Raw genomic sequence first — 20,450 nt, 5'->3', positions numbered from 1 at the left:
TCATTTCCCGATCAGAATTTGTAACCGCGATGCAGGGCAACGATACCTCCGGTCATATTAAAATATTCGGCGCTGTCGAAACCGGCGTCGAGCATCATGGCTTTCAGCGTTTCCTGATCCGGATGCATGCGAATGGATTCGGCCAGGTAGCGATAGCTGCCGGCATCGCGCGCCACCATCTCGCCGATACGCGGCAAGACATGGAAGGAGTAGAGGTCATAGGCCTTGTTCAGCGGTTTGAACAACGGCGTGGAGAATTCCAGGATCAGCAGACGGCCGCCCGGTTTCAGCACCCGGTACATCGAGCGCAGCGCCTGCTCTTTTTCGGTCACGTTGCGCAGGCCGAAGGAGATGGTGATGCAGTCGAAGGTATCGTCCGGAAACGGCAACGCCTCGGCATTGGCCTGCACATAGCGTACGTTGCCGATGATGCCTTTGTTGCGCAGCTTTTCGCGGCCGACCTTTAACATGGAATCATTGATATCGGCCAGCACCACTTCGCCCTCCTCGCCCACCAGGCGGGAAAACTTGGCGGTCAGATCGCCGGTGCCGCCGGCCAGATCCAGGACTTTCTGCCCGCGGCGCACGCCGCTGCAATGAATGGCGAAACGTTTCCAAAGCCGGTGGATGCCGAACGACATCAGGTCATTCATCAAATCATATTTTGCCGCGACGGAATGAAAGACATCCGCCACCATGACCGCCTTCTCGTCTTTAGCAACGGTGCGGAAGCCGAAATGAGTCGTTTCACGCTGGTCTTCATCTGCCATTTTTTTGCCCTGCTTTATCAGTTATCAGAGAAGTGTAACAGAAGCGGGCTGAAAGCCACACTCCGTCCCCCTACCTGAGCGGGTAATCTTCCCGCGCCCGTTGCGAAGTTTCCGCCGCCGGGGCGGCATCGTCAACCGGTACAGGCGCTTCATCCCAGGCGGGGTCCAGAGGGTTGTCGCTCGCGTGCGCGCCGGCCGCGGCCAGGTCGCCGCCATCGTCGTCCGCACCCCCGTCCGCACGCTCCGGCGGATCGGTATAGGGGCGGATTCCGGATCCCTCGGCCAGAATCGGATTAATCGGGCGTTTGATTTCAACGCCCAGCGCCCTGAACCCTTCAGCCTGGCTGATGATATTACCACGCCCCTGCGCCAGTTTATTCATGGCCTGCCGATAGACCGCCTGCGCTTTGTCCAGGCTTTGGCCGATGGCGGTCATATCGTCGACGAACAGCCGCATTTTGTCGTACAGACGCGTCGCCCGCTCGGCAATGTGCTGGGCATTGCGGCTCTGGTGCTCATAGCGCCACAGGTTGTTGATGGTGCGCAGCGCCACCAGCAGCGTGGTTGGGCTGACCAGCATGATATTCAGCTTCAGCGCTTCGCTAATCAGCTCAGGCTGCTTATCGATGGCCAGCATAAAGGCCGGCTCGACCGGAATAAACATCAACACATAATCCAGCGAGCGTAAACCGGGCAATTGTTGGTAATCTTTTCTGCCAAGCAAACGCATATGCCCGCGCAGCGAATTAATATGCTCCAGCAGCGCGGCCTGTCGCTCAAGGTCATCATCGCTGTTGAAAAAACGTTCATACGCCACCAGCGACATTTTAGCGTCGATAACCACGTCCTTGCCCTGGGGCAGGCGTACGACAACGTCGGGTTGCATGCGGTGGACGGCATCGACCTGGATATTCACCTGGGTCTGGTATTCATATCCCTCCCGCAGTCCCGAGGCCTCCAGCACCCGGCTCAATACCACCTCGCCCCAGTTACCCTGGGTTTTGTTATCACCCTTGAGCGCGCGGGTGAGGTTCACCGCTTCCCGCGCCATCTCGGCGTTCAGCTGCTGCAGGCTGCGGATTTCATGGGTCAGGGTATGCCGCTCGCGCGCTTCCTGGCCGAAGCTATCCTGGACCTGCCGACGAAATCCGTCCAACTGCTCGCGCAGGGGGATGAGCAGCAAATCCAGGCTTTGCCGGTTGAGTTCGTCCACCTTGCGTCCGCTTTGCTCGAAGATCCGGTTGGCCAGGTTTTCGAACTGCGCCGCCAGCCGCTGCTCGCTGTTAACCAGCAGGCGCTGCTTTTCCTCGGCGCCCAGGCGGGTTTCCTCCAGGCGGATGGTGACTTCGCGCAGCTCGGCCTCCTGCGCGCTGTTCACCTCGCGCTGCGCCCGCAATTCCTGGTTAAGCTGCTCGCACTCGCCGCGCCAGTGCGCCAGGGGCGCCAGCCGTTCCTCGGCGGTGGCGAGACGGCCGTACAGATCGCGCATCTCACGTTCGGCGGCGCGCAATTGCTGCTCGCACTGGCGATAAGCCGCCTGCGAGCGCTCCAACTCCTGCTGCGCCGTCGCCAGGGACTGCGCGCGCAGGCGCAGCTCCACCTCGGCTTGTCCCCGCTGCTTTTGATAGCGGGCCACGGCGATCGCCAGTCCGGCCAGCACCCCGATGACCAGGCCGCCCAGGCCATAAAACAGGCTGAAATCCATGTTACCTCCACCCAAAACAATACTGACTGCCACGTTAAGGGTGAACTGTATAGATGTCCAGCGGGTTTTATCAGCCGAAGAATCCGCTAATCCATTGGATGCCGAACGCCCCCGGCGCCAACAGGCCGAATGCCCATATCGCCGCCGAGCCGAAATTTGCCAGTTGAAAATAGAATCTGGGCATGCCGCAAATGCCGGCGATCAAGGGCACCACCGCGCGCAGCGGTCCAAAAAAACGACCGAAAAAAGCGCCGGCGAGACCCCAGCGGTCGAAAAAGGCCTGCCCGCGCGCCAGCATGTGGGGATGCCGGGAAAACGGCCAAAGATGCTCCAGCCGCTCCTGGTAGTGATATCCCAGCCAGTAGGACAGCCAGTCGCCAAAGAACCCCCCGGCTACCGCCGCGGCATAGACGGGCCAGAAATCGATGCCGGCCTCGCCGATGAGCACGCCCAGCGCCAGCAAAAAAACGGTGGCGGGCAGCAACAGCGATAAAAACGCCAGCGACTCGCCGAACGCGAGAATAAATACGAGCGGAATGGCCCAGAATTGCTGCTGGCGGACAAATTCGGTGGTATGAGTAATGATTTCATCCAATGACAAGGCGGCTCTCTTGGCGCAGGGCGGTAAATAACCGGGAAGACCGGTAGGGGGAGTTTGCGCTCCATGATGCCATGTTAAGGCGCGGGCAGATTAAACCGGGGGAAAACGACCGGGAAATTTATCCCGGTCGCGAAGGATGCTCAGGCGAGCAGCAGTCGGGCGGCCGCCACCACAATGCTTACCGCCGCGCTTTCCGTTTGCCGCATGATCCCTTCATCGGGAATTTCCTGCTGGGTGCGGTTGACGATAACGCCCGCCACCATGCCGGCACGCAACCCTTGGGTGGCGCACATGGTTAATAAGGTGGCGGATTCCATTTCATAATTCATCACGCCCATAGCCTGCCACTCGCGCATGGAGCCCTTGAAGCGATTGACCACCCGTCCCGAAAAGGTGTCATACCGCTCCTGCCCCGGGTAAAAAGTGTCCGACGACGCGGTTACGCCGATGTGGACCCCGGCTCCGAGCCGTCTGGCCGCCGATACCAGCGCGGTGGTGCAGTCGAAATCGGCCACCGCGGGATACTCCATGGGCGCAAAATGCAGGCTGGCGCCGTCTAGCCGCACCGCGGCGGTGGTAACCAACACGTCCCCCACCGGGATATCCGGCTGGATGGCGCCGGTGGTGCCGACGCGCAAAAATGTCCTGATACCCAACTGCGCCAGTTCCTCGACGGCAATGGAGGTGGACGGGCCGCCGATACCGGTGGAACAAACAATCACCGTTTTACCGGCAACACATGCCCGCCAGGAGGTGAATTCGCGGTGGCTGGCCAGCGGCTCGGGTTCGTCCATCAGACGGGCGATTTTCTCCACCCGCTGCGGATCGCCGGGGACGATGGCCAGGGTAGCGCCACGCAGATCGGAATGCGTCAGGCCAAGATGAAAGACATCGGAAGCGGACATGGCAGATACCTCTGAAAATAAAATGTCGACACGCAGATAATGCCGACATTATCCCTTTTTTACCCGCCATTGTCCGGTGGCATGTCACATTCACTGTGACAGGTCATGCCGTCACTACATCATGGAACAATGTCTTCATCTCCGTATTGTCGCGAATGGCCGTGATGAGGCTGTGAAATACGTCGTAAGGCGTCATATGTCCTCCATCTTCGATGATTTTGGTAAGCCAGGCATTGATTATCGCCCACGCCTGATCTTTCATCAGCGACATCACCTCATAAAGCAACTTCTGGACGCCGTACTGCGCAATTTTTATCCCTGTGACAACCAGCGACAGTACCGAGGAACCCTCGCGGCCGAGGCCCAGTAAACGCCCCGCCGCGTTGCCGACGCTGACCAGCCCCGAAGCCAGTCTGGACAGCCCGGTGGCGTCGGCGACTTTACCCGCAAATCGGGCGATGGCGGAAAAAGCCGATCCGGTGGAGGCGGGAGCCACCGGGGTGTTTTCGACCCCGGTGAGGCGCTTGGCTAAGGTGTTATTTACCTCAACAGTATTTGCTTGAGCGCCTTTTTGGACTACAGTACTGTCGGACATGAAATTACTGGCAGGTATAATCATGACGATTCTCCCGAAATAAAGGTTTAATCAGCCGTGCCCTTTTAACATAGCTATTAATTACCATTGATAATAGTTTCTTGACTATCATAAAAAGAAATATCATTTTTCTTTTTAGTGAAAGGCAAATAATGAGATAGCAGCTATAATTTTAGCGACGTACTTTAAATAAGAAATTCAATTTTTTCAAGCGTAGATGACCTCAAAATGGACTTTCATCCTGGACAGTTCAAGGTAGCGTAGCGCCAACCAAAACCTGGCCCAACGGTCATATCGTTATGCTTATTTTCATTTGCACACGAGAAAAAACGGATAAATTACCGCTAATTCGAAAAAACGTTAGGCATTGAGAATGATATAAAAAGGTATTTTATTATTGGCTGTTCAGTAATGCAGTCTGCTAATAACTTGCGGACGACGCCAGCGCCGGCGTTCATCAACTCATTCACTTTATCAAGCGAGCGCTGCAACAGGGGGTATAAAGTTTCCCGGGAGAAAGAGGTTATTTTCTCCAGCAGGGGTGAAGCGCCATTTTCCACCGCATCGGCCAGGTAATCATATACTTTTGCCAGAACGGCCATGGAGCCGCTTAGCGTACCCGTAACGGCCAATACCGCCCCGGCTCTGGCTAAAACACCGGCCAGGGGGCTTGCGCCTAACCCGACAAAGGCACAACCGATTGCCGCGCCGTTAACAAGAGTAAGCAGTTGAGGCGCTGTTTCGGATACGGCGTCGACGCAGTTTCTGACCTTTTTCAGCAGGCCTGTCCATCCCCCGGGAGGAGTATCCGCGGGAGGATGGATAGCGACGTTTACGCTGGGCGGTATTAGCAGTGGATAGGCTGCGGATATAGTCATAAAGATCCTTTGATATTGTGAGGAAAAAATATATATGCTTGTGTTTTCCCACATTAGCTATTTAATGAAGGTACATAACATGGTCACATTTTATTTTAAGCCAGCGCGTTTTATTGCCGGGGGGCCGATTTAATAAAATGGCCGAGGAACATGAGTATAATCTTTGCCATATTTTTTAGCGCCATGAGCAAGGGGTAAATGATAAAGTCATTAACAACTGAAGCGACATGGGAAAAACCATTTTTTATCTTGGCGCCAATACCTTTTAATATAGCAGAAATACTATCGGTTAGTTCTGTTAATTGTATATAAAAATCTACGGTCTTTTTAAATGCTTTCAGTAAAAACACCGTCTTACCATATTCCCTATTTTCACTTTCAATCTTTTTTATTATATCACTGCAAGACTGACTCATCAGCCCCGCCAGTATTTTATTGTCCAAAGTGACATCTGAATCGCCGTTATTGGATAATATAAGTGCTAATTCTGGCAGATGGCTGCCTTTGAGAAAATTAACCCACTGGTAAAGCGATATAAGCATATTCGTGCAGCCATGCACACCTTGATTCCGGCCTGCCCGTACGGTAAAGCAACGTATTACCCTAAAATCCTGAAGAAAAAAAACTGATGTCGCGCAATTGTGGGTGAAATTTCCGACAGATTTCAACAATGCGCTCAAATCATGACAATACATTCTTCCGCATACATTTGCAGCAGTAAAAGCGATCCGGCTTACATAATAGAATGAGTTTGCCATGTCAATAGCGGTATTCATAACCGTAGACAGGCTATTTTTTAATCTATCCAGGCAATGAGACGGCCATAGGGGATAACGCCCTTCCGTACCCGTATAAGGCGGGTCAACGTAAGGAATAGCGTTTGCATTAACCATATCGGCATTTCCCTGTCTTAAGTATGGTGTGGAGTAAACACTTCAATAATTCTTAACTTTCAAATCACTTGCACCTTAACTGACAAGAATAATAAAAACTTTAAAAAAATGCTCTTTTAATGGTTAACAAGATATCTATCGCAAGTTTGATGATGCTTTCTTTAACTAAAATTGCCCGGCGACGGCGGTTCAATAACCGGTCAATTTGACTATACTAAGTGCTGCTATATCACTGGATAACCAAGGCAGCCCCATGACTCCTGACGATACCATCAGTTCGCAAACATCCCGCGCCGGGTTTGCGCCGGCCGCCGGCACACCGGTTTCTTCCGTGATCCATACCGACGACATCGGCCTGGTCGCGGCCCCGACGACGATTACCACCCAGGGCAAGGGCATGCCGGCCTATATGGCGCGCCCGGCGGGGGACGGCGAACATTTCCCGATAGTGCTGGTTATCCAGGAAATTTTTGGCGTTCACGAGCATATCCGCGATCTGTGCCGCCGACTGGCAAAACAAGGCTATCTGGCAGTGGCCCCCGAGCTCTATTTCCGCCAGGGCGATCCGACCGCTTTTGATGATATTCCCACATTATTCCAACAGTTGGTCAGCAAGGTGCCGGATTCCCAGGTAATGGCCGATTTGGATCACACCGCGCACTGGGCGGCGCGCCACGGCGGCGACAGCCGGCGCCTGGCGGCCACCGGTTTTTGCTGGGGGGGGCGAATTGCCTGGCTGTATGCCGCGCATAATCCGCAGCTCAAGGCGGCCGCGGCCTGGTATGGCAAGCTGGTGGGCGATAAAACCCTGGCGACGCCGCGCCATCCGGTGGATATCGCGGTGGCGCTCACCGCGCCGGTGCTGGGTTTGTATGGCGGGCAGGATACCAGCATTCCGCAGGATACCATCGACGCCATGCGCCAGGCGGTCAGTGACGCCAACGCCGTTGCCGAGATTGTGGTCTATCCCGATGCGGGACATGCGTTCAATGCAGATTACCGCGCCAGTTATCATGCCCCATCGGCCATTGACGGCTGGCAGCGCATGCTGGCATGGTTCGATAAGTACGGCGTGAAATAAATCCGGCGCCCAAGCGCACCGGATTTCCGGCAAGCAATAAAGAGGGTGGCGCGTCGCTGCGCGCGCGCCTCCTCTCATTTAACGCCTTTTTGACGGGATTACTTTTGTTCGGCGCGCAGCCTTTTCGCGGCGCTGACCATATTCGCCAGCGATTGGCGGGTTTCGGTCCAGCCGCGGGTTTTAAGGCCGCAATCCGGATTAACCCACAGACGTTGCGCCGGGATACGCTCGGCGGCCTTGCGCAGCAGCGAGACGATCCACTCTTCGCTCGGCACGTTCGGGGAATGGATATCATAAACGCCGGGTCCGATATCGTTGGGATAATCGAATTCTTTGAAGCTTTCCAGCAGTTCCATATCCGAACGCGAGGTTTCAATGGTGATCACATCGGCGTCCAGCGCCGCAATGGAATCCATAATGTCGTTGAATTCGCAGTAGCACATATGGGTATGGATCTGGGTGTCGTCGCGCGCCACGGCCGCGTTAAGACGGAAGGCCTCCACCGCCCAGTCCAGGTAGGCCGCCCACTCGCTTTGGCGCAGCGGCAGCCCTTCACGCAGCGCCGGTTCGTCGATCTGGATAATGCCGATGCCCGCCTGCTCCAAATCCGCCACTTCGTCGCGCAGCGCCAGGGCTATCTGGCGCGCGATGGTCTTGCGACTGACGTCCTCGCGCGGGAACGACCAGCACAGGATGGTCACCGGACCGGTCAGCATGCCTTTCACCGGTTTGTCGGTCAGCGACTGGGCATATGTGGCCCACTCTACGGTTATCGGCTCCGGGCGGCTGATATCGCCGATAATGATCGGCGGTTTAACACAGCGCGAACCGTAGCTTTGCACCCAGCCGTTTTGCGTAAAGACAAAACCGTCCAGGTGTTCGCCGAAGTACTCCACCATGTCGTTGCGCTCGGCCTCGCCATGCACCAGTACATCCAGTCCCAGGCGTTCCTGCTCGGCGATGGCCTGCTTAATATGCTCACTGATGCCGGTGCGGTAGTGGGCTTTATCCAGGCGGCCACGCTTGAAGTCCAGGCGCAGTCCGCGGATGTCGGTGGTTTGCGGGAACGAACCTATGGTGGTGGTGGGCCAGGCGGGCAGGTCGAAACGCCGGCGCTGCACTTCGGCGCGCTGCGTATAAGGCTGCTGGCGCTGACTGTCCCGGGCGGTGATTTTCGCCAGACGGGCGCTCACCAGCGGATTGTTAACCCGGTTGGAATGCCGGCGATCGCGGATAGGCTGGCTATACCGCGCCAGGGCCTGTATATGGGCGTCGTCCGGCTGCGCCAGCGCGGCGCGCAGCATGCCCAATTCCTCGCATTTTTGCAGGGCGAAGGCGAACCAACTCTTTACTTCGTCGTCCAGGCGGGTTTCAACGCTTAAATCGATGGGGCTGTGCAATAACGAACAGGAGGTCGCCACCCAGAACGGACGCTGGCCGACCAGCGGCTGGATACGCTCAAGACAGGCGGCGAGATCGGCGCGCCAGACGTTGCGGCCATTGATAATGCCCAGCGATAGCAGCCAGTGCGCCGGTAGCCGTTCGTGCAGTACGGCAAGATTATCCTTGCCGGCCACCAGATCCACATGCAGCCCCTGGACCGGCAAGGCGCTGATAGTATCCAGATGATGGCCGATACTGTCGAAATAGGTGGTCAGCAGCAGTTTAACCGGCCCCTGCAAACCCTGATAAGCGGCCTGATAGGCGTCACGCCAGGCCTGCGGCAGTTCCAGCACCAGCGCCGGCTCGTCGATCTGCACCCATTCGATACCGCGTTTCGCCAGCTCCGCCAGTACCTGGCGATACACCGGCAACACTTCGGCCAGCAGCGACAGGCGGTCGAAATCCTCGCCCTTCACTTTGCCCAACCACAGATAGCTGACCGGGCCGAGCAGCACCGGCTTGACGTTATGGCCCAGCGCCAGCGCTTCGTCCACTTCGTCCAGCAGCTGTGTCCAGCCCAGGCGGAAAGATTGGCCGCGGGAAAATTCCGGCACCATATAGTGATAATTAGTATTGAACCATTTGGTCATTTCCGCCGCGGCGGCCGGTTCACCCGTGGGCGCCCGGCCACGGCCGATGCGGAACAGGGTGTCCAGGTCAGTGGGGCCGGTGCCGTCGCGATGCCGCGCCGGTACGTTGTCCAACATCAGGCTGGTGGTCAGGACATGGTCGTACCAGGCAAAATCGCCCACCGGCAGCAGGTCCACGCCGGCATCCTTTTGCTGTTGCCAGTGGCGCGCGCGCAGTTCGCGACCCACCGCCAGCAATTCCTGCCGCGTTGATTTCCCTGCCCAATAACTTTCCTGCGCTTTTTTCAGTTCGCGATGCAAACCCACGCGCGGAAAACCCAGTGTGTGACTTTGAATTGCCATTGCTCTCTCCCATTTAGACGTCCGGATGTTTACACATCCATAATCACCATGTACTGTATTATCCACAAGCGCAAATTATTCACTTCCAGGTGAAACACCCTCATGATCGAACTTAAACATCTGCGCACGCTACAGGCGCTGCGTAACAGCGGTTCGCTGGCCGCCGCATCGGCGCAGCTTCACCAGACGCAATCCGCGCTCTCGCATCAGTTCAGCGATCTGGAGCAGCGGCTGGGCTTCCGGCTGTTCGTGCGCAAAAGCCAGCCGTTGCGTTTCACCCCGCAGGGAGAGATCCTGCTGCAGTTGGCCGAGCAAATCCTGCCCCAGGTGCAGCAGGCGTTGCAAAACTGCCTGGCGCCGCACCAGACCACGCTGCGCCTCGCCATTGAGTGCCATAGCTGTATTCAATGGCTAACGCCCGCGCTGACCGAGTTTCGCGAACTGTGGCCGCAGGTACTGGTGGATTTTCGCTCCGGCGTGACCTTCGACCCCCAGCCGGCCTTGCAGCAGGGCGAGCTGGATCTGGTGCTGACCTCGGATATCCTGCCGCGCAGCGGGCTGTTTTATGTGCCGATGTTTGATTATGAAGTGCGGCTGGTGCTGGCGCCCGATCATCCGCTGGCGTTAAAAGAGCGGATAACGCCCGAGGATTTAAGCGAAGAAGTGCTGATGATTTACCCGGTACAGCGCCAGCGCATGGATATCTGGCGGCATTTCCTGCAGCCGGCGGGCGTAAGCCCGGTGCTGAAGAGCGTGGACAATACCCTGCTGCTGATCCAGATGGTGTCGGCGCGCATGGGCATCGCCGCGCTGCCGCATTGGGTGGTGGAAAGTTTTGAGCGCCAGGGGCTTATCGTGACCAAGACCCTGGGCAAAGGGCTATGGAGCCGGCTTTACGCCGCGGCCAGGGACGGCGAGCAGCGCCAGCCGGTAATCGAGGCATTTATTCGCTCGTCTCGTCAGCATGCCTGCGCGCATTTGCCGTATGTGCGGGACGCCCAACGATCCAGCGGCGGTGAACCCACAGCGACGCCATGATAACCACCGCACCGACGATAAAACTCGGCCAGTGCGGCCGCTGTTGCCAGATGGCGAAGTTGACCAACAGTCCGGCCGGGACGTGAAAGTTATTCATAATACCAAGCGTGCCCGCATCTACCTGGGTGGCGCCGTAGTTCCACATAAAATACCCCAGCGCCGACGCGCCGACCCCCAGCCAGATCAGCACGCCCCATTGCAACGAGCTGGCGGGCAATTGCCGCGCACTGCCGAACAGGCACCAGCCGGCCAGCGCCACGATAAACGAACCGAGGTAAAACCAGGAAAAGGCCGTGTGCTGCGGCATCGGGTATACCTCCATCAGCCGTTTGTAGCCCACCTGGCCGATGGCGAACATCAGGTTCGCCGCCTGCACCAGCAGCAGTCCGTGCCAATAGTGCTCGCTGACGCCGTCGTAGCGGATGATGGCCGCGCCGGCCACCGCCAGCATGGCGCTCAGCACATAGCCCCAGCGCAGCCGGCGGCGACGCAGCAGGTCATACACCAGCGTCACGTACAAGGGCGTCATGACGGTAAACAATAAAAATTCCGGCACCGTCAGATAGAGATAGGCACGGTAGCTAATCATATACATGATGCCCAACTGGCAGGCGCCCACCGCCATATACAACAGCAGCGGTTTTACCCGGTAGCCGCGCCAGCGCAGGAACGGCAGGAACACCAGCGCCGCAAGCGTAAGCCGCACCAGTACCGAAAAATAGCTGTCCACTTGCCCGGCCAGGTACTCGCCAATCAGGCTAAATGAAAACGCCCATAAAATGGTGGTGATGATAAGCAGCGGCACGTTTAGCATTCCAGTAAAGCCAAAGCGCTATTCTAGCGGATTTATGCCGTGAATTTTCACAAATAGGGTTTACAAGTGGGTAATTATTAAGCATGCGCGTTGCCGGCAATTCGGCAACCATGTCGGCAACGCGCGCGTCTCAATACGGGATGGCGAGATAAGACCCCGGCCTGTTACGCTGATTAATATCCCGCGGTCAGATCATCAATGGTGCGCGGGTCGGAAGCGCCGGAGAAGGTGCCGTCGGGCATCACCATAATGCTTTGCGTACTGCCCATTACCGGCAGCACCTTGACGTGCTGTCCCCTTGCGACCAGCAGCTTAATGGTATCGGGACTGAACCCTTTCTCCACCCGGAGTTCGTCCGGAGTCCACTGCTGATGAAAACGCGGCGCGGCGCTCGCCTCGGCGACATTCATGCCAAAATCAATGGTGTTGACCAGCATTTGCAGCACGGTGGTGATGATGCGACTGCCGCCGGGGCTGCCCGTGACCAGCCAGGTTTTGCCGTCTTTCACCACAATGGTGGGCGACATGGAAGACAGCGGCCGTTTACCGGCCTGGACGGCGTTGGCGTCACCGCCCACCAGCCCATACATATTCGGCACGCCGGGTTTGGCGGAAAAATCATCCATTTCGTTATTGAGCAGAATGCCGCTGCCGCCTGCCATGATACCGCTGCCGAAATAGGTGTTAAGGGTATAGGTCACCGCCACCGCGTTGCCCTGCCCGTCCACCACCGAGTAATGGGTGGTCTGATCGCTCTCGTAGGGCTGTAGCTGGCCAGGCTTGATGGTGTCGGATGGATTGGCGCGATGGACATCAATACGCTGCGCCAGGGTTTTGGCATAAGCCTTGCTGGTCAGCGCCGGTACCGGAACCTTAACGAAGTCCGGATCGCCGAGATACTGCGATCGATCGGCATAGGCGAATTTCATCGCTTCCGCCATTACCTGGATGGCGTCGGCGCTGCCGGCGCCCATATGGGCCAGGTCAAAATTTTCCAGGATATTCAGAATCTCAATGATATGCACGCCGCCGGAGGAGGGCGGCGGCATGGAGAACACCTGATATCCCCGATAGCTGCCGGATACCGGCTGGCGCGCCACCGCTCGATAGGCCGCGAGATCGGCCTTGCCGATAAGCCCGCCGTCCCGTTGCATTTCGCCGGCGATTTCGTCCGCGATGGCGCCCTGGTAGAACGCCTGTGGTCCCTGTTCGGCGATAAGCATCAGGCTGTGGGCCAGCTGCGGCTGGGTGAGCCGGTCCCCCTGCGCATAGGGCTGGCCGTCGGCTTTAAAAAATACCGCCTTGCTGTTCGGATGGTTGATAAGCGCCTCCTTACCATAAGAGGCCAGATCGTCGGCCAGGGCCTTATTAACGCTAAACCCTTCCCGGGCCAGCTTAATAGCCGGCTGCATTACCCGCGCCAGCGGCAGGCTACCGAAGCGGTCCAGCGCCAGCGACATGCCCGCCACGGTGCCCGGCGTACCGGACGCCAGCGGACTGGTTAATGAGCGCTTGCTGTCGGCATTGCCGTCCGCGCCGATAAACATATCGCGGGTGGCGCCGGCCGGCGCCATTTCACGAAAATCAATCGCCACCACCTCGCCTTGCTGCGTGCGCACCAGCATAAAACCGCCGCCGCCCAGGTTTCCCGCCTGCGGATGGGTCACCGCCAGCGCGTACCCCACCGCCACCGCGGCGTCCACCGCGTTACCACCCGCGCGCAGGATATCCAGCCCCACGCCGGTTGCCGTCTCGTCTACGGTTGAGACCATGCCGCGCCGGGCATAAACCGGATGCTGGATATCATTTTCAATGCCGTAGGACAGCGGCGCGGCGCCGGTGGGCGCCATTGTCAGCAATAAGGCCAGCGCCAGCGACAACACACCGCCTGATGAGGACATACGCATGGGTTTCATATCCTGGTGAATGGTATTTATTTACTTATTAACCAAATCAGCGACAGTTTCAATTTTTTTCTGACCGATGTCGCCTAAGCACACGTCGCCTCGCGTAATGACTGTTTAACGGTTAAAATAACACAAGGACATCACCACGGAGCCGCACATGAAAATCTCTATTTGGCTATGGTTGCCGGTTATGCTGGCATCATTGGCGGCAATGGCGGCGGTTAAACCCCTCACGCCCGCGCAGCGCGATGACCCCTATGGGCAAAGTCCGGCGCAGCAGCAGCTAAAACAGCAAATGCAAAGCAATACCCGGCAGCAGCAGCTTCGCCTGGAGCAACAGCAGCAAATCCAGCAGAATAACCAGCGCAGCCAGCTGCAGTCGCAGCTCAATAACGACAGCCAGCGGGCGCGGCAGAACGCACCGCTGATAAAACCGCAGCCCAATCCCTAAGCCGCCCCGGCGCGACCCTGGATTTACACCGGCCGCCCGCATCGGTTAACCGCGCACGCTAGCTATCGGCGAAGTCGGGGCCAATCAGATCAATGCGGTCGGTGCAAAGGGTCTCCACCCCCCAGCTGAGCAGGGCGCGCGCGCGATAAGGGCTGTTCACGGTATAGGCCAGGATATGCAGGCCGGCATCGGTGATTTGCGCAACCCGCTCCTCGGTCAGCACTTCATGATTCAAATGCAGCGCGCTGCACTGTAGCTCCTGGGCAAGCCGCGGCCAGTTATCATCCCAAAAGTGCAGCAACAGCCCGCGCGGCAGTTGAGGAGCGGCCTGCAACGCCGCCGCCAGCGCATCGACTGAAAACGAAGATAACAGCGGCGGCACCGCGCTATCTTGCCACAACCGGGCCGCCGCCAGCGCCACGGCGCGGCCGGTGTCGACATCGGTGCCGGTCGTGGGTTTAATCTCGATATTCACCGCCAGTCCATGCCGGGCGCAGCGAGCCGCAACCTCCGCCAGCAGCGGCAAGGACTCGCCGCGGAATTTATCGTTAAACCATGCTCCGGCGTCAAGCCGCGCCAGATCTTCCCAGGCAAAGTGGCCGGCGATACCGTGGCCGGTGCTGGTGCGCTCCAGCGTATCGTCATGCAGCAAGAAAATCTGTCCATCGGCGGAAAGCTTTGCATCTATCTCGATCATTGTATGGCCATGGCGCGCGCCGGTATCAATGGCCGCCAAGGTATTCTCGGGCGCCAGCGAACCGCCGCCTCGATGGGCGACGATGGTCGGATAAGGCCAGTTTTCTGTCATAATTCCACCCGGGATCCGCTTAACGGATCAAAAAAGTGCCATGCATGGGCAGGACACTGTAAATAAAGTACCGTCCCAATGGCCGGCTGCCGATCATGCGGCAGTCGTATTACCATGGAACGCCCACCCCAGCGCCCATGGACCAGGTTATCCGCGCCCAGTTGCTCTAGTGAAATAATTTCCAGCGCCGGGCCGTCGGCAGCGGACCTCGACTGTTCAATATGCTCCGGACGGATACCCGCGGTCAACTCGCGTCCGCGCCATTGCGCGCCAACGGCGGCCAGCGGCAGCGACGGACCGCCGCTCACCTGGAAACAGGCCCCGTCCTCACTAATCCGGCCCGGCAGCAGGTTCATGGCCGGCGACCCCATGAATCCGGCCACGAACAGCGACGCCGGACGGCGATAAATCTCCGTTGGGGTGCCGATTTGCTCCACCCGCCCTTTATTCATGACGATCACCCGTTCCGCCAGCGTCATGGCCTCCACCTGGTCGTGGGTCACATACAGACTGGTGGTTCTCAGGCGGCGATGCAGCAACTGTAGCTCCAGCCGCATCTGGGTGCGCAATTTCGCATCCAGATTGGATAACGGCTCATCGAACAGGAACACCGCCGGTTCCCGCACCAGCGCGCGCCCCATGGCCACGCGTTGGCGTTGCCCGCCGGACAGTTCGCGCGGCTTGCGCTGCAGCAGTTCCCCAAGCTCCAGCATCTGCGCCACCCGCTCCACCAGCCTTTGGATATGCTGCTTGCCGAAACCGCGGATTTTCAGGCCGTAGGCCATATTGTCATAGACGCTCATATGTGGATAGAGCGCATAATTCTGAAACACCATGGCAATGCCGCGGTCCTTGGGTTCGCGTTCGGTCACCCGCTCGCCGTCGATATAAATGTCGCCGCTGCTGACGCTCTCCAGGCCCGCGACCATGCGCAACAAGGTCGATTTACCGCAGCCGGACGGCCCCACCAGCACGATAAATTCCCCATCGGCCACCTCCAGGTTTAACGGGGCTATCACCGGCGTCTTGCCGTCATAGGTTTTCTCGACCGCTTGTAGTATCAAACTTGCCATAAAGGATTATTTCTCGCTATCGACCAGGCCGCGCACGAACCAGCGCTGCATCAGCAATACAATTGTCAGGGGGGGGATCATGGTCAGCAGCATCGCCGCCATCACGTAATTCCACTGCGTGGCGCTGTCGCCGCTGGCGATCATGCTTCTGATCCCCGCCACCGCGGTGCCCATCGCGCTGTTGTTGATAATCAGGATCGGCCACAGGTACTGGTTCCAGCCGTAGATAAAGATGATCACAAACAGCGCCGCCAGATTGGTTTTCGACAACGGCAGCAGGATATCCCACAAAAACCGCAGCGGCCCCGCGCCGTCGATGCGCGCCGCCTCCAGCAGTTCATGGGGAACGGTCATAAAGAACTGACGGAACAGAAACGTCGCGGTGGCCGACGCCATCAGCGGCAGCGTCAGGCCGGTATAGCTGTCGAGCATATGCAGATTGGCGATCACATCGACGGTTGGGAAAATCCGCACCTCAACCGGCAGCATCAGCGTCATGAAAATCAGCCAGAAAAACAGATTGCGCAGCGGAAAGCGAAAATAAACGATGGCGTAGGCGGATAACATCGACACGCTGATCTTGCCCAGGGTAATCCCCAGCGCCATGACCAGGCTATTGAACAGCAACCGGCTGAACGGCACCGCCTGGCTGCCCACGCCCACCAGCCAGACGTGGCGAATGTTCTCCCACAAATGACTGCCCGGCACCAGGCTCAGCGGCACCTGGAACACCTGGCGATTGTCCATGGTCGCCGCCACCAGCGCGATATACAGCGGCAACAGAATAACGGCAACGCTTAGTATCAATATGAAATGGCAGAAGATATCCAGTCCGCGGCGATGTTCTATCATTGATATCGCACCTTACGTTCGACAAAACGAAACTGGATGACCGTCAGCACAATCACCACCATCATCAGCACCACCGACTGTGCGGCGGAACTGGACAAATCCAGGCCGGCGAATCCTTCGCGGTAAATTTTGTAAATCAGCGTGGTGGTGGCCTGCACCGGCCCGCCGGCGGTGACCGCGTCGATTACCGGGAAGGTATCGAAGAAAGCGTACACCAGGTTGATAACCAAAAGGAAAAAGCTCACCGGCGTGATAAGCGGCAGCGATAAATCGATAAAGCGCCGTACCGGCCCGGCGCCGTCGATGGCCGCGGCCTCCACCAGTGAACGCGGAATGGATTGCAGGGCGGCAAGGAAAAACAGAAAGTTATAGCTCACCTGCTGCCATATGGAAATCAGCACCACCAGGAACATTGCCTGTCCGCTGTTTTGCGCATGATTCCAGTGATAGCCCATGTTGTTGAGCACATAAGCGATAAGTCCCAGTCCAGGACTGAACAGGAACATCCACAGCACCGCCGCCACCGCCGGCGCCACCGCGTAAGGCAACAGCAGCAGGGTTTGATAGATACGCTTGCCGCGCAGCGCATAATCCACCAGCGCCGCCAGGAACAACGCCGCCAGCATGCCGATAACGGTCACCAGGCCGCTGAAGATAAGCGTCGTTACCAGCGAATCGAGATAATAGGGGTCCTGCGCCAACTGGACGAAATTATCCAGGCCGACAAAGGTATTGTCTATGCCGAACGGATCTACCCGCTGTACCGAATACCACAGCGCGGTGCCCGCCGGCCAAAGGAAAAAAATCGCGGTAATCACCAACTGCGGCAGCACCAGAAGATAGGCCAGCCAGCGTTGACTGAATCCGCGATGGGAAGCGATAGCCATAAACTTTCCAACCCGCAATGCAAAAATTGGCCCGCCGCGCAGCGCGCGACGGGCCGCCGTCGTTGGTTTATTTCAGCGACTGCTCAAACCGGCGCAACAGCTGGTTGCCGCGTTTAACCGCGCTGTCCAGCGCTTCCTGCGGCGTGGCCTTGCCGGTCCAGACGCGTTCCAGCTCTTCGTCCACCACGGTGCGGATTTGCGGCATATTGCCCAAGCGCATGCCTTTGGTGAACGGCAACGGCGGTTTGTTCAGCATCTGGCGGGTGGCGATATCGGCGCCGGGGTTTTTGTCATAAAAACCCTGGCTTCGGGTCAGCTCATAGGCCGCGGTGGTGATCGGCAAATAACCGGTTTTCTGGTGCCACTCCGCCGCGATATCAGGCCGGGCGAGGAATTGCAGGAACTCCGCCACCCCTTTGTAGGTCGCGTCATCCTTACCGTTCATCACCCACAGGCTGGCGCCGCCGATAATGGCGTTTTGCGGCGCGTTCTTCACGTCGGCGTCATACGGCATCATACCCACGCCGTAGTTGAATTTGGCGTACTGGCGAATCGAGGCCAGGGAGCCTGACGAGGCGGTGGTGATGCCGCATGAGCCGTTATAAAACTTCTCGGTGGACTCGTCCTTACGGCCGAAGTAGCTGAAATCCCCTTTTTTGTTCATATCCGACAACAATTGGATATGCTTCACCTGCTCGGGTTTATTAAAAATCAGCTCCGCGTCGTTACCGGCAAAGCCGTTATCCCTGGTCGCCACCGGCAGACCGTGCCAGGCGCTGAAATTCTCGATTTGAATCCACCCCTGCCAGCCGCTGGCATATCCGCACGCCATGCCGCTGGCGCGCAGCTTGGCGGCCGCTTCGGCCAGTTCCTGCCAGGTTTGCGGGGCATGTTCCGGATCCAGGCCGGCTTTTTTGAAGGCGTCTTTGTTGTAATACAACACCGGGGTGGAGCTGTTGAAGGGTTGGGAAAGCAGATGGCCGGTTTTACTGTCGCTGTAATAACCGGACACGGTGGGCACAAACGCCGACTCGTCATTCTTGATGCCGGCCTGCTCAAACACCTGGTAAACCGGCTTATAAGCCTTGCTGGCCATCATGGTGGCGGTGCCGACTTCATACACCTGCAAAATCGCCGGCGCGGTGCCGGTACGAAACGCCGCGATACCCGCCGTCAGGCCCTGCTCGTAATTGCCTTTATACACCGGCACGACATGATATTCAGGATGCTCCTGGTTAAAGCGCGCCGCCAGGGAATCCACCTCGGTGCCCAATACGCTTTCCATTGAATGCCAAAAGGGAATTTCGGTCACCGCCTGCGCACTGGTGCTCAAGGACAACGTCAGCGCCACGCTTAAGGCGGCGATACTCATTGAATGTTTCAACATGCCATGCTCCTGAATGCCGGAAAAGTTCATCGGCCTGTAACATGACATGTTGAAATGACAGAAAAATAACACCCTTATGACAGCGGGATGACAGCACGCGGCAAATTCCCCACCCAGCGCGCCGAAAATATGCCGCACCGGCGGGGATTTCGGTTTCGTCTGTGGCCTGCGGTGGGCGGTATGTTGGTTGGGCGTGGGTTTCGCTTGTGGCCTGCGGTGGGCTGCCTGTGGGTTGGGCGTGGGTTTCGCTTGCCATTCATTGGGTTGATATATGGATTGCCGGGTGCCGGCAAGCGACAAAAAGGGGCGCACGCGCGCCCCTTCTTGACTTCCCCGCGCCCGGCAGGTCGCGCGTCGCTGCGCGATGCCTTCCGCCACCCATGCCCCCGTGATGCACCGGCCCGGTTAGCGCTCCCGGCGCTACCGGGCCTTTCGCCGCTCCCAGCGGCTCATGCCGGGGTCACTGGCGTCGTCAGCGCGCTTTATGCCGGGACCTATGTCGCGGTTAAAAATGCATTTTATGCGGCAAAGACGGTGCTGCCGCTTGAGACAAACCTGATGTCGAGATACGGTTAATCAGTAGGTATACGGCTGGCACAGCGGAAAGCAGGCCGCGTGGTCACATAACGATGCCGTTAGGCATAAACAAGGGCAGTGAGCAGTGAATCTTCAGGCATAAACATGCGGCGGTGAGCAGCGAACTTTCAGGCATAAGCATGCGGCAGTGAGCAGTGAACCTTCAGGCATAAACATGCGGCAGTGAGCAGTGAACTTTCAGGCATAAACATGCGGCAGTGAGCAGTGAACTTTCAGGCATAAACATGCGCGGCAGTAACCCATTAGACTCGAGACTCGAGACTCGAGACTCGAGACTTGAGCCTTGAGCCTTGAGGGGTGAGCCTGTTGCCGTCAGCCGAAAATCATTACTGCTATTTTTCCCGTTTTCCCGGTAAGCGCATACCGCGAGTAACCTAAAAAGTCCTGTTTGCCAACAGGCGATGGTGTTGACTTTGTGCCGGCATTGAGTGCGCCGGCAGCGCGCTGCGCGGCTGGATGAGCCGCCGGGAGCGGCGAAAGCCCGGAAGCGCTGGGAGCGCTAACCGGGCGGTCCATAAGCCGGGCTGCGCGATGCCGGGGACCGCGCAGCGGCGCACGACCTGCCGGACGCGCGGAAGTCAAGAAGGGTGGCGCGAACCACCCTTCTTGTCGCTTGCCGGCACCCGTCAATCCATATATCCACCCAATAAATGGCAAGCGAAACCTGCACCCAGGCAATATAAACCCTGCCGCTCGCCGCACACGCAACCTGCACCCAGGCAACATCACCCCCGCCGCTCGCCGCACACGAAACCTGCCCCATCACCATTGCATTCAGGAAAAAAACGCACATTCCTGGCATTGAATACCTCAAATGCATCCGCGATGTTTAC

18 protein-coding genes are annotated in these 20,450 nt (G+C 57.9%); 3 read left to right on the top strand and 15 right to left on the bottom strand.

Annotation, left to right across the window (positions count from 1 at the left end):
* Nucleotides 1-11 precede the first annotated feature (11 nt).
* From ubiE to VGC33_RS10885, 7 genes are all read right to left on the bottom strand, one after another.
* A complete protein-coding gene (ubiE, locus tag VGC33_RS10915) occupies nt 12-770 on the bottom strand; it encodes a bifunctional demethylmenaquinone methyltransferase/2-methoxy-6-polyprenyl-1,4-benzoquinol methylase UbiE (protein ID WP_331120775.1) in 759 nt (252 codons plus the stop codon).
* 70 nt (nt 771-840) lie between these two features.
* Nucleotides 841-2,475: a DNA recombination protein RmuC gene (locus VGC33_RS10910; protein WP_331120774.1), complete on the bottom strand. Its 1,635-nt coding sequence runs from the start codon at nt 2,473-2,475 to the stop codon at nt 841-843.
* Between the two features lie 70 nt (nt 2,476-2,545).
* Entirely contained in the window at nt 2,546-3,076 is a 531-nt protein-coding gene (locus VGC33_RS10905; protein WP_331120773.1) for a DedA family protein, read from the bottom strand.
* A gap of 140 nt (nt 3,077-3,216) precedes the next feature.
* Nucleotides 3,217-3,981: a uridine phosphorylase gene (udp, locus tag VGC33_RS10900; protein ID WP_331120772.1), complete on the bottom strand. Its 765-nt coding sequence runs from the start codon at nt 3,979-3,981 to the stop codon at nt 3,217-3,219.
* A gap of 103 nt (nt 3,982-4,084) precedes the next feature.
* Nucleotides 4,085-4,600, bottom strand: coding sequence for a hypothetical protein (locus VGC33_RS10895; protein WP_331120771.1), 516 nt, complete (start codon nt 4,598-4,600; stop codon nt 4,085-4,087).
* 320 nt (nt 4,601-4,920) lie between these two features.
* Nucleotides 4,921-5,454, bottom strand: a complete 534-nt coding sequence (locus VGC33_RS10890; protein WP_331120770.1) for a hypothetical protein — start codon at nt 5,452-5,454, stop codon at nt 4,921-4,923.
* Nucleotides 5,455-5,564: 110 nt separating this feature from the next.
* Nucleotides 5,565-6,347, bottom strand: a complete 783-nt coding sequence (locus VGC33_RS10885; RefSeq protein WP_331120769.1) for a hypothetical protein — start codon at nt 6,345-6,347, stop codon at nt 5,565-5,567.
* A 253-nt stretch (nt 6,348-6,600) separates the two neighbouring features.
* On the opposite strand from VGC33_RS10885, the gene VGC33_RS10880 reads away from it, so the two are divergent.
* Entirely contained in the window at nt 6,601-7,428 is an 828-nt protein-coding gene (locus VGC33_RS10880; protein ID WP_331120768.1) for a dienelactone hydrolase family protein, read from the top strand.
* A gap of 98 nt (nt 7,429-7,526) precedes the next feature.
* On the opposite strand, the gene metE is transcribed toward VGC33_RS10880, so the two are convergent.
* On the bottom strand, nt 7,527-9,803 hold the full coding sequence (gene metE / locus VGC33_RS10875) for a 5-methyltetrahydropteroyltriglutamate--homocysteine S-methyltransferase (RefSeq protein WP_331120767.1): 2,277 nt from the start codon (nt 9,801-9,803) through the stop codon (nt 7,527-7,529).
* A 102-nt stretch (nt 9,804-9,905) separates the two neighbouring features.
* Between metE and metR the strand changes: the two genes are divergently transcribed.
* On the top strand, nt 9,906-10,841 hold the full coding sequence (metR, locus tag VGC33_RS10870; RefSeq protein WP_331120766.1) for an HTH-type transcriptional regulator MetR: 936 nt from the start codon (nt 9,906-9,908) through the stop codon (nt 10,839-10,841).
* On the opposite strand, the gene VGC33_RS10865 is transcribed toward metR, so the two are convergent.
* Nucleotides 10,747-11,646 carry a carboxylate/amino acid/amine transporter gene (locus VGC33_RS10865; protein ID WP_331120789.1) on the bottom strand — a complete coding sequence of 300 codons (900 nt, stop codon included), beginning with the start codon at nt 11,644-11,646 and terminating at the stop codon, nt 10,747-10,749. The genes metR and VGC33_RS10865 overlap by 95 nt on opposite strands.
* Nucleotides 11,647-11,828: 182 nt before the next feature.
* Complete coding sequence (gene ggt / locus VGC33_RS10860; RefSeq protein ID WP_331120788.1) at nt 11,829-13,556, bottom strand: gamma-glutamyltransferase; 1,728 nt, start codon at nt 13,554-13,556, stop codon at nt 11,829-11,831.
* 163 nt (nt 13,557-13,719) lie between these two features.
* On the opposite strand from ggt, the gene VGC33_RS10855 reads away from it, so the two are divergent.
* Complete coding sequence (locus tag VGC33_RS10855) at nt 13,720-14,013, top strand: DUF2756 domain-containing protein (RefSeq protein WP_331120765.1); 294 nt, start codon at nt 13,720-13,722, stop codon at nt 14,011-14,013.
* Nucleotides 14,014-14,071: 58 nt separating this feature from the next.
* Here VGC33_RS10855 and ugpQ read toward each other — a convergent pair whose 3' ends face one another.
* The 5 genes from ugpQ to ugpB form a co-directional block, all read right to left on the bottom strand.
* A complete protein-coding gene (gene ugpQ, locus VGC33_RS10850; protein WP_331120764.1) occupies nt 14,072-14,821 on the bottom strand; it encodes a glycerophosphodiester phosphodiesterase in 750 nt (249 codons plus the stop codon).
* Nucleotides 14,818-15,894 (bottom strand): sn-glycerol-3-phosphate import ATP-binding protein UgpC, encoded by a 1,077-nt coding sequence (locus tag VGC33_RS10845; RefSeq protein ID WP_331120763.1) that lies wholly within the window; start codon nt 15,892-15,894, stop codon nt 14,818-14,820. Before VGC33_RS10845 ends, ugpQ begins: the two co-directional genes overlap by 4 nt.
* Nucleotides 15,895-15,900: 6 nt before the next feature.
* Nucleotides 15,901-16,746, bottom strand: coding sequence for a sn-glycerol-3-phosphate ABC transporter permease UgpE (ugpE, locus tag VGC33_RS10840; protein WP_331120762.1), 846 nt, complete (start codon nt 16,744-16,746; stop codon nt 15,901-15,903).
* Nucleotides 16,743-17,633 carry a sn-glycerol-3-phosphate ABC transporter permease UgpA gene (gene ugpA, locus VGC33_RS10835; RefSeq protein ID WP_331120761.1) on the bottom strand — a complete coding sequence of 297 codons (891 nt, stop codon included), beginning with the start codon at nt 17,631-17,633 and terminating at the stop codon, nt 16,743-16,745. Before ugpA ends, ugpE begins: the two co-directional genes overlap by 4 nt.
* 67 nt (nt 17,634-17,700) lie before the next feature.
* Nucleotides 17,701-19,005, bottom strand: coding sequence for a sn-glycerol-3-phosphate ABC transporter substrate-binding protein UgpB (gene ugpB / locus VGC33_RS10830; protein ID WP_414636919.1), 1,305 nt, complete (start codon nt 19,003-19,005; stop codon nt 17,701-17,703).
* Nucleotides 19,006-20,450: the final 1,445 nt, after the last annotated feature.

It is taken from the genome of Acerihabitans sp., from assembly GCF_036398755.1.
In the GTDB taxonomy this organism is placed as follows: Bacteria; Pseudomonadota; Gammaproteobacteria; order Enterobacterales; family Enterobacteriaceae; genus Acerihabitans.
Note: the sequence above shows the minus strand (reverse complement) of the source record. Positions and strands in the feature narration are given on the sequence as shown.